This is a genomic window from Limnohabitans sp. TS-CS-82 (genome assembly GCF_002943475.1).
On sequence record NZ_PTQX01000017.1, the window covers coordinates 108072 to 122073 of the forward strand.

The window sequence follows — 14002 nt, forward strand, 5'->3', positions numbered from 1 at the left end:
AATCGATATGCTTCACTCTGGATGGGTGAGTGTTCAAAATGGAAACAAGTGTTGTGTAAATTAACCCTATTGATGGAATTGCTGATTTAAACCGCCAAATCTAACATCCTTTCATAAAACATCTTTTTGATGTGTTGAAAGGCGATTCTGGTGTTTGCATGCGTGTGTTTTATTTTTCAAGGTGTCGTCTTCGTGGCTTTTGTGGCCGCGAGCACGGTATCCATCGCACAAGATTTACCTTGGCACTTAGGCGCTTTGAATCCTGCGACACCCGTGGCGCCATCAGCCATCAATACGGCAGGCATCAAACCTGGTCCGCATGAGGTGGTTGTTGCGGTGATTGACAGTGGGGTTTTGTCCAATCACCCTAGCCTTGAAGGTCGTTTGCTGCCTGGGTACGACATGTTGTCACCTCCTTTGAATTTGCGTGGCGCGCGTTCTGCCGATTACGCCCCAGATGCACGTGATGCCAAATGCGGAGAGCGTGTGACCTCTACAACGTTTCGTACCCACGGGACCGAGGTCTCTAGCTTGATTGCAGGGAATGGCAAAGATGGTGTGCGCGGTGTGAATCCCAACGCAAAGATTTTGCCAATTCGTTTGTTTGGGTCATGCCCGATGACACGTGCTGATTTGCTCGATGCCATGGCATGGGCTGGGGGCTTGCCTGTGGCAGGTGTTCCGCAAAATGCCAATCCCGCACGAATCATCAATTTGAGTTTTTCTGGCGGTAAACGCGTGTGTGGTCCAGATTTACAAAATCTGGTAGACCGGTTGGCGAAGAAAAATATCTTTGTGGTGGCGGCTGTGGGGAATACCTTTGGCAAAAAATTGGCAGAGCCAGCCAATTGCGAAGGGGTGATTTCTGTGGGCGCAGTTGACGCAGAGAACAACATCGAGAGCTATTCGGCACTGGATGCGCGCACTGTGATTTATGCACCTGGCGGCGGTAAAGATTTAAATGGCCATGCACCTTGGCACAACAACAAATTGAAGGTGGCTTCGTTTGATGTGGATTTCAAGGGTGATGAAACCCATTTAGGGGCTTACCGTGGCGTTGGAACAAGCTATGCCGCACCCCTGGTATCTGGGTTTTTGTCTTTGCTCTTGTCTTCTCGCTTAGATATGAGCCCGGCAGACTTTATGAACGAGTTGCCAAAATTTTCTCGCCCTGTGAATCCGACAGATAAATGCATGGATTGCACGCCCAAGGGCTTGGCGATGCTCCCTACGGCTTCTAAATAAACTTTTTTGCTCGATATATTTATGTAGAATAATGTATTCTTTTTTGTCATTTTGACTTAACAAGATTTATCATTGTTCTTACAAATTGATTTCTAAAATTCTTCGAAATCGATTCGAACGGAGAAGGTTATGAGCAAAAAAATCATTAAGTTGGCAGTTCTGGTACCTGCTGCACTTGGCGCTTTGGCGTTAGCTGGCGTTTTGATTTTCAATGCCACTCGACATTTCATTGTTGAGCACAACGAGGCTTTGGTTCACTCTGTCGCGCAAAGTATCTTGCCGGCTTTGCTGGTCAATGACACCCAACAAGTCGATGCTGTGTTGAAAGCCTTGGAAAATTATCCAGGCATCGAGTCGGCTGAACTGGTGAGTGCGCAGGGAGCGTCTATTGCCAGTTATACAAGGTCGGGAAACGTGTTGGATCCCATGTCTGCTTCGTTTGAGCTGGCTTCAGCGAATGACGATCCCAATCAAATGCATGTCATGGCCCCTATTACGTTCGATAGCTTGATTGTTGCCAATCTGCATATCGCGGTAAATCTGTGGCCCACTTATCTGCGCATCATCTCTTGGCTGGGTATTTTGCTGATTGTCCCCAGTGTGATTTATGTATTGATTAAGCAGTTTCGTATCAAAGTTCGTTTTGAAAGAGTTGCTGCGGATGATGACGCTGATCGCGGGGGCTCTTCATTTGATGTAGCACATGCCGTGAATGCGGCGATGCAGGATGCAGATCTATCAATCGACTATCAACCGATTCAGCGCATGAGTGATGACGGTGTATTTGGTATGGAGGTGGTGGTGTGTTGGCGCCATCCTTCAGGTCAAACATTGCATGTGTCGCCCTCTGATTTTGTTGGAATGGCGGAGAAAAACAAAATTTGTTTGCCATTTGACGATTGGTTATTGCGTTCCGCATGCACGCAAGCGGTCGCATGGCAGCATCAGTATGGGCCATTGATTTTGGCGATCAATATCACAGAGGCTCAATTCAAAGAGCCAAGTTTTGCGCAGAAAATTCGTGATGTATGTCGTGACACTCAGTACCCCCATCAATTGTTAGAGCTGGAGGTGAACGAGTCCGTCGTGGCCACTAATCCAAAGAAAGCTGCGGCTCACATAGCGGCATTTGCAGAGCAAGGACTGAGTGTCACGATTGACCGATTCGGTTTGAGTGCTCACTCACAAGCGCTACTTGAGGTTTTGCCTGTACACAAAGTGAAGATAGACGGCAAGCTGGTTCAGCGTCTGAACAACGACGCACAAGTCAAAGAATGGGTGAATGCAACCATTCAACATGCATTAGCGCATGATGTTCAAGTTATGACTGATGGACTTGATTTTGGTTGGCAACAGGCGGAGCTACAAAGCATGGGCTGTATCTTGGGGCAGGGCGCCTATTTTTATTCCCCAATGACGGCGGTGGCGTTTGAAAGTCTCTTGTCCAAACGTTCGTTCCGTGTAACGCGTATGCCGAACCTGAGAGAGGCACCTTCTGATTCTGGTGAGTACTCTGCGGCTTAGTTTAGAAGCAGGGCTGGACAGACACCGTGTCATGAGGTTCATCCAAATACCCAACGGCAGGGAAATGCTGGGAGATGCATGACAGCATTTGAACGTCATTGGTGACCAAGTAAAGATGGCTGTGAATGATGGTGCTTTTTCTTGCCAGCGCTTGAATGGTGGATGCTTGCAATCCTAACGATGCCAATGTTGTCGATGTCAGTTTTTCATTGTTTGGCATGAAGCATGCGGATAGTGGGAGCCCTCCTACGCGAACGGTGACGCCAGAGTAAACATCGATCAAATCGCTGATAGACACGCCGATTATTTCGGTCGATGTGCCGAAGGATGCAATTGAAAACTGATTTTCTCTTACATGGGGTACTGCCGTTTTTTCAACTTCAGTGTTTCGTGAGCAATGCCACACCGGATCAGCGACGGTTGAGCAACTTATCAAGACAGAGAAAAGTAAAGGCCATTTCATGGCTGGGTGATTCCTGCATTGGCGGCTAAGCCTTTCGGGGTGCATTCTGCACATTTTTCGATGGGATCAACTTGGCGCAAAAATTTTGGTAGGTCACGCGATAAATCAGAGGGCTGCTTTTGGGGTTGATGCGATAGCCACAAAGAGATGAATCCTGCAACGATGGGAGCCGCAAAACTAGTGCCCACTCCTCGCTCTAAGGCAGCAGATCGTTCAGAACCTAAAAAATCTAAATCATAGGTGGCCACCATCAATTTGTTAATTGCCCAATAGGCGTCAGATGGCAAACGTTTCCCACCTCCAGGGGCATACAAAATGGTGCGAGGGTCCAGGGCTGAATATGTTTCTATCCGATTTTCAGCGTCCACTGCGCCGACGGAAATGACCCCATTGCAATTGGCGGGTTCTGGCAACGGCTTGTGAAAGTTATTGCCTGCCGCAGCCACGACGAAGACGCCTTTTTCGATCACGCGATTGAGCAGACGTTGTAAATCTGCGCCGCATACAGTGAGCCCGCCCGCAATGCTCATGTTGATGACCTTTGCAGGTGTTGGATTGTCTGGAACACCTGCGACAGGAAGCCCAGCGGCCCATGCAATGGCATCTAACAGGTCAGAGCGTGACATGCTGCATGCACCAAATAATCGAATCGGCAAAATTTTTGCCGTCGGATTGACGCCATAGACACCGTCTGTGCCATTTGCGGCAATCAAACTCGCAACCTCTGTGCCGTGCGTTCTAAATGCCCCCGAGATGAGACGTTGGCCGCAACGCGCATCACGTTCATCGGGTCCAAAGTCGGTCGACCGCCCGCCTCGCAAATTATTGGGAGCCGATAGCATGTCATAGCCTGGTAGAAGTTGGCCTTTTAAACTGGGATGCGCTGCGATGACGCCACTGTCAATCACCGCGACCACCACGCGGTGAGGTCCAGGTTTGAGGGCGCTGGTGTTAATGGCTGCTGGCGCTGATGCGCTTTGATTTGCTGCGCCTAAGTGCCAAGGATGGTCGATAGCTGCTGCATTGAATATCGCAGCGAAAGTGAGTGCAGCGAATACAGGCCTTAGAAGCACGGCCCCACAGCCTCTGTGTGGCTGGCCTGAGATAAGTAGCCAATTGCTGGGTGGTGTTTGGTGATGCAAGCGAGCATGGACGATTCGTCAGGCACGGCATGAATGTGACTTTTCATGAGTGCATTGGCGCCCGTCAGTGCTTTGATGGTTGCGGGTTGTGCGCCAATACTTTTCAGGGCTGTGTGGGTCAAGTTTGAGTTAGTGCCTTCAATGACACATGCGGATAGTGGAAGGCCGCCACTCATTTTGATGGGGGTTCCTTGATACACAGCATACAAATCTCTCAAGGACAAACGAATGACCTCTCGTTCAAGTGCCAAGGATGCGAGCGCGAAGTCATCCGATGCATTTGCAATTTGAATTTCGCTTCGAGAACAATGCCAAACTGGATCTGCAAAAGCCAGTTGGCAAGCGAATACGGCCCCAACGGCTCCAATCACCCATTTCTTAAGAATGCAAAGTTGACGCTTCATAGTGCCAAATTGTACAACTTAAGAATTTAAATTTATTGGTTTAATTTATAAATTGATCACTTAAAGAGCGATTTGTGAGATTTCACAAGGAAGTGTGATTACAACGGTGGCAACGCCGTGCGCAGGGATATGTCGTTCAATGGTTCCTTGATGCTTGTGAATGACGGTGTCCACAAAGTCCAACCCGAGGCCAAATCCTTGCAGGGTTTGCGTTATGTCAATTTCAGAACACACGGCACTGACCAAGTTTGAAAGTACGAGCGTGACTTGAGTGCTTGAGGTTTCTGAGCTTTCGACGTGAAGCGATTGAATCTGAATCGTGCTTTGTGATGGCGAAAATTTGATGGCGTTGAACAATAAGTTGACAAATGCACGTACCAATAAGCGGGTGTTTGCCATAACGAAGAGATGGGAGGTGTGACTTTCATCACTGAGGCAAATGTTTTTGGCGTGCGCCAAATCAGCCACCTGTTCCAAGCTGTCGTTGATCAGGTTATCTAGAGATTCAGATTGAACCTTGTATTGAGTCGCTTCTGATGAGATGGTGAGGATGAAGTCATCCATCATCTGCAATAAAGACTGGGCATGTTGGGTAATTTTTTCGTTTGAGCGGTCTTGTGAGGGGAGCAGTGACAGAATCGATGCGACCGGTGTACGCATGTCGTGTGACAAAAGCTGTAAAGCTCGGTCTCGTTGCTTTTGTGATTGCCGCAATTCTGTGATGTCCATCAACAAGAGCAGCCGCAAACTGCGACCCAGGGGGGCGTTAAGCGACGCTGTTTTGAGGACGAAATCACGTGTCCCGAGTTTGGTTGCGAGTGGTATTAGAACTTGTTGCGGACTATTTTCTGTTTGATTTATGAGGTTTTCAAATGTGTCAGCTGGAAAGTTCAAAAGATTTGTCAATGCCATCAAATGGCAACCGTGACTGAGCTCTGCGTCGAATAGTTGCTGGGTTTTTTGATTGCTCAATAGCAATGCATCGTTCGCATCAAAAATCAATACAACCTCTGGCATCTCGTCGACGATGCTTGACAAAAAATCCAATTCTGAGCGTGCTGATGCCACGGCATGGTCTAGTAATTTGGCATGCTGTAAAACCACTTCGCGTGACGGGTGGGTCGGCGCATTGTTTCGTTCCAGGGGGTGAAGCTCTCGAAAGTCTGCGGCTTTGCCTTGAATCAAGTGAACGATTGCTTCTAACCGGCGCCATGCCCATAAAGGTTGAATTGATAGCGCAATCAACATGAATGGTGTTGGATCAACCCAATAGTCCATGAAGGTGAGTAAGAGATAACTGCCCAGCAAGCTGCCAAACACCATGACCAAAGCCAACCCCAGCGATTCGCGAGGGCTGAGCATGACGAGGCTTTGGAGCATGAGCAGTAATGGCACAAGCGTCAAACCGAAGGTGATCCAAGGCGACGCTTCGTCAATCAGCGTGTGGTTGATGGAGGCATTGAGAACACTGGCCAAAATGGCAACGCCTGGCGTGCTGGCGTTGTTTTTCCCAGAATGCAGTGTGGGGTATCTATCTCCTAGGCTAGGCGCAGTGACACCGATCAAGACGTATTTGTCTTTGAGCAATGTTCGGCTGATGTTGCTGTGGATGGCATCTGTCAAAGAAATAACAGGAAAGCCAACACGTGGATCGACCATTCGAAAGCGTCTGTAATCTGAGTCATGCTTGGATGTTTCGATTGCTTGTGCACCTTTGGCATGGACTGCTAAAGAGAAGTGTGGCCATGTTTGGATGTTGGGTTGAAAACCACGAATCACACCATCCGTGTCAAACGATAAGTTGATATGCCCTAGCGTGGCCACCTCAGCCAGTGGTGAAACGGGGAGCGTGGCCTGCAATGCAGATGGATTAGCCTCGTTCACTTTGAATGCAAGAGGCAACACCACGTTGAACTGTCGCTTGACTTGTTCGGTGAGAGCCGCGTCATCGATTGTTTTGTCTAACAAGAGCAAATCAAATCCAACGGCTTTGGGCCTACAGCAGCTGTCATCGAGTCGGTCCAATAGTTTCACGTACTCTGCACGCTTGAGGGGCCAGCCACCAAGTTCTTGCAGTGAACGGTCGTCAATCGCCACAATCACAATGGTTTGTGTCGATCTAAAACCTTCCCAACGCATGAAGTGGTCGTAGACCACATTGCCTAGGGGGCGCGCCATATCGGCAAATATCAGCAGAGCCAATAAGCCTAATGCAACCACTGTCGTGAATGTCCATTCACGACGCAAGCGTGCTTTACGTTGGCGATGTGCGTTCAAGGTAGATTGGTTTTCAGAGCAATCAGATCAAAGTATCCGGATTGCTTGGTGAGTGTCGATTCGTGGTTGGTATTGCCAGGTGATGAGGTCAGGTAAGACATGTTCCAGGTGTAATGTCCGGCAGGTAAGCCTTCAATCACGAAACGTCCGTTACGAGCTTGTAGCTTTTGGGTAGATACCAATTCTTGTGTGGTACCGAGTGCATGTTTGATGAGGGAAAACGTGATCAAAGCCCCATCTGCCAGTGGTGCATCAAATCTTGCTCGGCAACGTCCAAATTTAATATCACCTGTGACGCTGCAAAAACCATATTGTCGCGAGGGTCCGATGAGGCCGCTTGGAGAGACTGAGGCGAATTGATAAAAAACAGCGTCTTGACTGAGGTTGGTCGCCAACACCTCTGCTGTTGTGATTGTTTGTGAGGTTTGCTCCCCCAATAGATTTGCACTTTTTGTGTTGAGCACCACATAGTGTTTTGCGCTGGGATTTGGTGCGAGTTTGATCGCATGGGTCGGTGGTGTTGCATGAGTCGCTTCTGCGCGTTCGAACACGGGGGCATCGAGCAAATTCTCAATGGCCATTGCCTTTCCCGAACGGTTAAAGGGTAGTCCCTGTCCTTTGGAAACGGGTTGGGATTGGCTATCGCTTATCCCTGTCGCTGCAACTATTCCGTGAACCACTTCGACTTGGCCGACTTGTTCCGTAGGGGCGTAACCCACACGAAATTCGGTGCCTCGTACGCCAGTGACCGATAGCGGGGTTCGCACATCAAATGGTGTTGTGCGTGAGCGGTTTTTGTTCACATCAAGTTCAATGCGACCCCGCACCAATTCGAGTTCAACTTGTGGGCTGGATTCGAGCGCGTTCTTGCGTAGGACAGAGAATTTAACCGCGGCGCTGGAGGGCAGTCGAATGACCGAGCTGTCCTCTAAAAGCATTGACACCTGACATTCAGCAGGTACATCAATGATGGTGCCTTCTGCGAGCACTGAACCAACAGAGAGTGCTTTGGGTGGCGAGCCTGCACGAATCATTCGCGTGCATGAAATGCTGATGATAGTGGCTTGTGATGGGCTTTGTTTGACAAATTCCCTAGGTATTTTGAGGTGCTTTCCCGAGGGTAACAAGTCAATGTGGCGCAAGTGGTTCAAGCTACGAATGACTTCGAGGTTTGCTGCATCGACGAAAAAGCGTGCTGAAAGTTGCGACAGCGTATCGCCTGCTTGAACTTTATAAATAATCAACGGACGTTCAGCCGCGTTGTCTGCTTGCTGCGCATGAATGGTTGAGAGATAAATTGCACTCAACCCAAGCGCCCACCATTTTTTAAACATCGGTTGTTGTTCCATTCAAGGCCATCAAACGGTACCCAAATCCATAAATAGGTTTGAGTCGCAAGTAGGGGGCTGTTGCTGCGAGGTTTAACTTTTTACGCAACCAAGAAATATGAACATCAAGCGAACGGGAAAGGGCATCGCCTTCGCTACCCCAAACTTCTTGCATCAAACGTTCTCTGGAGATGGCTCGCTCATGGTTATCGAAAAGAAACAAAGCGAGCTTGAATTCTTTTTCAGACAACGTGATTTGCTGATTTTCAAACCCAACCGAGTTGTCAAGCTTGTTGAATGCATAACCCAATAAGGTGCGAGTGGTGTCGCGGTTGTTGTGCTCAGGGTAGGTGCGCCGTAGCAATGCCGTGATGCGTGCCAAGAGTTCTTGGGGGCGTACAGGCTTGGTGCAGTAATCATCTGCACCTGCATTCAACGCTTCAACGATGTCTTGTTCATCCGTGCGACTCGTCAAAAATAGAACGGGTTCTTTCAGCCCTCGCACATTTCGAATGTGTTTGAGTACTTCAAGTCCAGACATGCGCGGCACTCTCCAATCGAGTATGAACAAGTCAATCGTGTCGCGTCCAACTGCTTTGACCATATCTGCGCCATTGTTGAAAAGGGTGGTGGTGTGACCTGCTGTTTGAAGAATTTCGCAGACATGTTGCGCAAGATGCGGTTCGTCTTCTAGAAGCCCGATGTACATGTATTCGTTTTAAAAAGTTGCAATGATGAGTTCACGTAGTTCGGGAGTGACTTCAGGCGTCACGCCAAACCAAGCTTCAAATGCTGGGCTGGCTTGATGCAACAGCATCCCGAGTCCGTTGACGGTGATGTTGCCGCGCAAGCGTGCCGCTTGAAGCAGCGGTGTTTCAAGCGGTATGTAAATTGCATCTGAAACCAACGCATTTGTGGGCAATTGGTCTAAAGCAAGGTCAAGTGGTGCTTCGCCATGCATGCCTTGATTGGTTGTGTTGACGAGCAAAGCTGCACCTGCCAAGGCTTCATGACGCTCAGACCAGTCAAACGATGTGACAGGCGTCCCAAACTCTTGCGCGAGCGCTTGCGCCTTATGGTGTGTGCGATTAAGAAGTCGAATTTCTGTTGCGCCAGCGTCAATCAAACTGACAACAATCGCCCGGGCTGCGCCGCCGGCCCCCACGATGACGATGGGACCTAGGTCGGCGCGCCAGTTGGGCTGCGCATCACGCAGGCTCTGGAGGAAACCAAAGCCATCGTTGTTGAATCCATGAAGTGCGCCATCTGCTTGCACCACGATGGTGTTGATGGCGCCCATGCGCTGGGCGAGCGGGTCAACCCAGTCCATATAGGCCATCGCTTCAACTTTGTGTGGAATGGTGAGGTTGCAGCCCGCCAGTCCTAAGGCTTGAATGCCTCGAATGGCAGCTTCAAGATGGGTTGGAGGAACCGGGAACAAGCCATAAGCGCCATTGAGGTGATGCTTGCGAATCCAGTGGTTATGAATAGCAGGTGAGCGAGAGTGAGCCACAGGCCAACCCATGACCCCCGCCATGGTGAATGTATTGTTCATGATGAGAGAAAAAAGCAGATGCTGAATGGTAGCCAATGCATGGCTGTCTTTTGTTTACATTCACGATGCCGTTGCGTGGTCGTGGATCAGCACTCTGGATGAGAGGAGTAGCTATAGAAGGTTTATCACCTTCGAGGGTTAGGAAGCACATTCAAAAAATACGCTAAGTGGTTGCATTCAATGAATTTTTTTCTACAAATAAACAACAATAAAACTCCAAATATGTAGTTTTTGATAGTTTGTTTGTTAAAATTTGCTCAAGGAGACCATATGTCTAATCAATCTGATTCGCTCGAAAGTGTTGTTATCGGTGACGGTGTCATCGTTAAGGGTACGTTCACTGTTCCCTCAAAAGCCATTATTAATGGCGTGATTGAGGGGGATTTAACTGCAGAAGAAGTCTTGATCGGGCCAACAGGCAAGATCACCGGCCGCGTGTCCGCCAAAGTGATCGATGTGCGTGGCCAGCTCCACAACACCATCATTTCAGAGAAGAGCTTGATCGTTCGCTCAACCGGCAAGATCGCCGGCAAAGTTCAATACTCAGAAATTGAGATTGAAAAAGGTGGCGAGATCGAAGGTACTTTGAGTCAAGATGCCAACGGTCCAGTGGTTCAAGTCGGTGGTTCTGCCGCCTAATTTTTAGCTAAACCATGATGCTGCGCCGGTTCGTTACTGCTGCTCGATTGCTTCCTGGACTTGTGTCTGGTGGCTGGACGCGTCAGTATGAAGATGCGCGCATCATCTTGGAGCAAAACGGTGATCTCCACTACCTGAACATCAGTGGTCGGATGCAACGCATTTTGGTGCGTGGTGGCATTTTGGCGACAGGTGCGATGTTGGCAGCTATCACGGTTTTGTTTGTCACCAGCCTCAGTTTGATGCTGAGTCGTGCCAAGCTAGAACGATCTCATGAAGAGGTGTATCGTGCCTTGCTTAGTAGCGCTTCTGATTCGGAGGGGGCTGAGGTTCTGACCATGAGCGATGAGCAAATGGTTTCTTTGGCTCAAACGATTCGTGATCGCGACATGAGTATTCGTCGCTTTGTTGATACGTCGATGGTGGCGGTTTCGCAAGAAAACGTGACGATGAAGTCTCAGCTTGAGGCGTCTGGTTTGACTGAAAAAATCGTCAAAATCATTCAGCAGAATGCGGCAAACGGTGGCTTTAATTTAGAAGACGATGTCAAAAGCAATCCCTTGCTTCGCGGCAAAGTCGCTGATGAATTGTCGACCAATCGTGGTTTGCGTGAAGTTCTGTATGCGCTGCCTAGCGTTATGCCAGTGCCGAATTACAGCGTGACCTCTGATTTTGGTGTTCGTCGTCACCCAATTTCTGGGCAGACGCACTTTCACACAGGTTTGGATATGCTGAGTCAAACAGGGGACGAAAAGGTTCATCCAGTTAAGCCCGGTGTGGTGGTCTTGGCTCAGTTCCATACGCAATATGGCAACACTGTGGTGGTTCGTCACACGAATGGCGTTGAATCGCTCTACGCGCATTTGGCAAATATTGAAGTCAAATTGGGTGACAAAGTCACTAACGAATCTGTGCTGGGCAACATCGGCAGCACAGGTTCTTCGTCAACAGGTAAGCACCTGCATTTGGAAATCTTGATTGGCGGATACCCAGTCAACCCACAAAAAGTTATACGGACGGCACAATATGTTCAACAAATCCAAAACCAACAACGTTAATCTTTCTCAAGAAAACGCTTCTATGTCAGACATGGAAGAAGAGCAAGTAGATGCTGTTGTTGAAGAAGAGGTGTCGACGCAACCTGCCGTCGCTGCACCAGCCCAACCAACCAACCAACGTACCAGCATGATGGACATGATCTCAACTGCCGCCACCAAACCTTCGATTTTGAGTGAAGGTTTTTCTTTCCGTGGTGAGATCGCTGCCAAAGGCGCCATTCACGTGGAAGGTGCATTGAACGGCCAAATTCAAGTGGATGAACTCACCATAGGTGCACGTGGTCAAGTCGAGGGTGTTGTGACTTGCAGCAGCCTGCACATCAAGGGTAAGTTCTCTGGCACTGCCACTTGCAATGAGTTGATCGTGACTTCTTCGGCGTCTGTGGATGGCCATGTGGTTTACCAAACTCTGTCCGTTCAAAAGGGAGCCTCTATCAAGGGCGAACTTTTGTTGGTCAAATAAATTACTAATACAGCGTTGCACTTCCTCGTGTGTTTATGAGTCAAGACGAGCTCTCTATCAACGGCGATTTGCTGCGCCTTCGTCGTGAAGCTCGTGGTTGGGCTTTGAGTGACATGGCAATCCGAGCCTGCATGTCCGTCAAGCAAATTCGCCAGTTGGAAGAAGGCGGTATGAGCTCCTTTTACAGCCCTGCGGTTAAAGCAACGGCTGCAAAAAAAGTAGGTGGCTTGCTTGGCATCTCAGTAGATGAGGTTTTCGGTCATGCGTCTCAAGAAGCGTACGTTGAAAGCGTGCCTCAAGACTCAACAACGCCAGTTGAGCCTGTTTCGGCTGTTCAAGATGTGATGATTGAGCTCTCAGAAACAGCGTCTGCGCCAGATGAAGAACCGGTTGTTTTGACGCAATCTGAAGAAAAAAAATCGAAGACGTCACTTTGGGTGATTGCAGGGCTATTTGCTGCTGCGTTGGCTGTTGCTGCTTACATGCAACCGCAAGAAGAGCCAGCTGCGGAACCAGCGCCGCCTTTACAAACCGTACCTTCGGACGCTGTTGACGCCGCCAGTACTGCCGAGTTGCCTGCATCTAATGCATCCTCTGTGGAGGTTAGCGTTTCAACTCCCCAGAAATCTGCATCAGGTTTGACGGCGTCTGCAGCTCTTGTGGCATCGGCTGTTCGCCCTGCTAGTGTGTCGAGTGCCTCTGCTGCACCTGTCGCGCCAGCCAGTAAAGCGGCACCTTAATTGGCCACTGATTTGCAATTTAAAAAGCCGCTTTCCAGCGGCTTTTTAGTTTTTGGCGCCTAGCGATAAAGCCTCCTGACGACTGATCGCTAGTTGCCCTGCGTCAGCCGTTTGCATTGGCCATCCAGCCATGTGGGTCACGCTCAGTTCATACATGCCTTGCACCCATGCAGCGCTGTCATTGAGGCATGGGATGTAATGAAACACCTCACCACCTGCATGCAAATAAGCCTCTTGCGCTTCTTGGGAAATTTCTTCTAAGGTTTCTAGGCAGTCACTGGTGAAACCGGGGCAAATCAAATCGACGCGTTTGACACCTTGCTGTGCCAGTGCAATCAGGGTTGGCTCGGTGTAGGGTTCAAGCCACTTCGCTTTGCCAAAGCGCGATTGGAAGGTCACCATGTACTGGGCTTTGGTCAAGCCCAAGGACTCGCCGAGCAAGCGTGCCGTTTTGTAGCACTCGCAGTGGTAAGGGTCACCTAAGTGTAGGGTGCGTTCAGGTACGCCGTGAAAACTCATCACCAAGCGTTCAGCTTGGCCGTGTTCGGCCCAATGCGCGCGTACGCGCTCAGCCAGTGCTTGGATGTAAGCAGGGTGGTCGTGGTAGTGGTTGATGAAACGGAACTCGGGCAGCACACGGCTGCGCAGTCCCCAGTGGTACACCGCATCAAACACGCTGGCTGTGGTGGTGCCTGAGTACTGTGGGTAAGCCGGCAATATCAAGACACGCGTGAAGCCTTCTGCTTTGAGCGCATCAAGTTGGCTGGCAATCGATGGCTTGCCGTAACGCATGGCATAGCGCACAGTCACAGCCTCGCCGTGGGCGTTGAAAACTTCTTGCAAAGCAAGTGCTTGTTTGTTTGTCCAGATCTTGAGCGGCGAGCCTTCGTCTGTCCAAATGGTGGCGTACTTGGCGGCAGATTTGGCCGGGCGCACACGCAAGATGATGCCGTGCAGGATGGCCATCCACACCAAGCGGGGGATTTCCACCACACGGTGGTCGCCTAAAAATTCGGCCAAGTAGCGGCGCACAGCCGGTGCTGTGGGTTCGTCAGGCGTTCCTAGGTTGCACAGCAAAACGGCGGTGCGTGGCGCTTGTCCATGGGTGAATGGCGGTTCGGGATTGAAGGCAGGTTTGAACATGATGAGGTATTCTCGCCCAGC

14 protein-coding genes are annotated in these 14002 nt (G+C 49.7%); 6 read left to right on the forward strand and 8 right to left on the reverse strand.

The features are described from left to right. The first annotated feature begins 192 nt into the window (after positions 1-192). Entirely contained in the window at positions 193-1245 is a 1053-nt protein-coding gene (locus C5F52_RS25400) for a S8 family serine peptidase (protein ID WP_161499767.1), read from the forward strand. Positions 1246-1374: 129 nt separating this feature from the next. After that, on the forward strand, positions 1375-2769 hold the full coding sequence (locus C5F52_RS25405) for an EAL domain-containing protein (protein ID WP_104801165.1): 1395 nt from the start codon (positions 1375-1377) through the stop codon (positions 2767-2769). A 1-nt stretch (position 2770) separates the two neighbouring features. Here the strand turns inward: C5F52_RS25405 and C5F52_RS29780 are convergent, their stop codons facing one another. From C5F52_RS29780 to C5F52_RS25430, 7 genes are read right to left on the reverse strand one after another with little or no spacing between them, the layout of a single operon-like run. After that, positions 2771-3232, reverse strand: a complete 462-nt coding sequence (locus C5F52_RS29780; RefSeq protein ID WP_146100158.1) for a hypothetical protein — start codon at positions 3230-3232, stop codon at positions 2771-2773. Next, positions 3229-4305: a S8 family serine peptidase gene (locus C5F52_RS25410; RefSeq protein ID WP_161499768.1), complete on the reverse strand. Its 1077-nt coding sequence runs from the start codon at positions 4303-4305 to the stop codon at positions 3229-3231. The genes C5F52_RS29780 and C5F52_RS25410 overlap by 4 nt, the downstream gene beginning before the upstream one ends. Next, a complete protein-coding gene (locus tag C5F52_RS29785; protein WP_146100159.1) occupies positions 4296-4778 on the reverse strand; it encodes a hypothetical protein in 483 nt (160 codons plus the stop codon). Before C5F52_RS29785 ends, C5F52_RS25410 begins: the two co-directional genes overlap by 10 nt. Before the next feature lie 60 nt (positions 4779-4838). Continuing rightward, a complete protein-coding gene (locus C5F52_RS25415) occupies positions 4839-7055 on the reverse strand; it encodes a CHASE2 domain-containing protein (protein ID WP_146100160.1) in 2217 nt (738 codons plus the stop codon). Beyond that, positions 7052-8404: a FecR domain-containing protein gene (locus tag C5F52_RS25420; RefSeq protein ID WP_104801168.1), complete on the reverse strand. Its 1353-nt coding sequence runs from the start codon at positions 8402-8404 to the stop codon at positions 7052-7054. Before C5F52_RS25420 ends, C5F52_RS25415 begins: the two co-directional genes overlap by 4 nt. Then, positions 8382-9092, reverse strand: coding sequence for a response regulator transcription factor (locus C5F52_RS25425; RefSeq protein WP_104801169.1), 711 nt, complete (start codon positions 9090-9092; stop codon positions 8382-8384). The genes C5F52_RS25420 and C5F52_RS25425 overlap by 23 nt, the downstream gene beginning before the upstream one ends. 9 nt (positions 9093-9101) lie before the next feature. After that, complete coding sequence (locus C5F52_RS25430; protein WP_104801170.1) at positions 9102-9938, reverse strand: shikimate dehydrogenase; 837 nt, start codon at positions 9936-9938, stop codon at positions 9102-9104. A gap of 270 nt (positions 9939-10208) precedes the next feature. Here C5F52_RS25430 and C5F52_RS25435 point away from each other — a divergent pair, with 270 nt between their 5' ends. The 4 genes from C5F52_RS25435 to C5F52_RS25450 are packed head-to-tail and all read left to right on the forward strand — an operon-like array spanning position 10209 to position 12838. Next, the gene (locus C5F52_RS25435; protein ID WP_104801171.1) at positions 10209-10577 is read left to right on the forward strand and encodes a polymer-forming cytoskeletal protein; all 369 of its coding nucleotides are present in this window, start codon (positions 10209-10211) and stop codon (positions 10575-10577) included. 14 nt (positions 10578-10591) lie between these two features. Further along, the gene (locus C5F52_RS25440) at positions 10592-11635 is read left to right on the forward strand and encodes a M23 family metallopeptidase (protein WP_104801172.1); all 1044 of its coding nucleotides are present in this window, start codon (positions 10592-10594) and stop codon (positions 11633-11635) included. A gap of 22 nt (positions 11636-11657) precedes the next feature. Then, positions 11658-12098 carry a polymer-forming cytoskeletal protein gene (locus C5F52_RS25445; protein WP_161499769.1) on the forward strand — a complete coding sequence of 147 codons (441 nt, stop codon included), beginning with the start codon at positions 11658-11660 and terminating at the stop codon, positions 12096-12098. A 35-nt stretch (positions 12099-12133) separates the two neighbouring features. Continuing rightward, positions 12134-12838 (forward strand): RodZ family helix-turn-helix domain-containing protein, encoded by a 705-nt coding sequence (locus C5F52_RS25450; RefSeq protein ID WP_104801174.1) that lies wholly within the window; start codon positions 12134-12136, stop codon positions 12836-12838. A 45-nt stretch (positions 12839-12883) separates the two neighbouring features. On the opposite strand, the gene hemH is transcribed toward C5F52_RS25450, so the two are convergent. Beyond that, positions 12884-13981, reverse strand: coding sequence for a ferrochelatase (gene hemH, locus C5F52_RS25455; RefSeq protein ID WP_104801175.1), 1098 nt, complete (start codon positions 13979-13981; stop codon positions 12884-12886). Between the last annotated feature and the right edge of the window lie 21 nt (positions 13982-14002).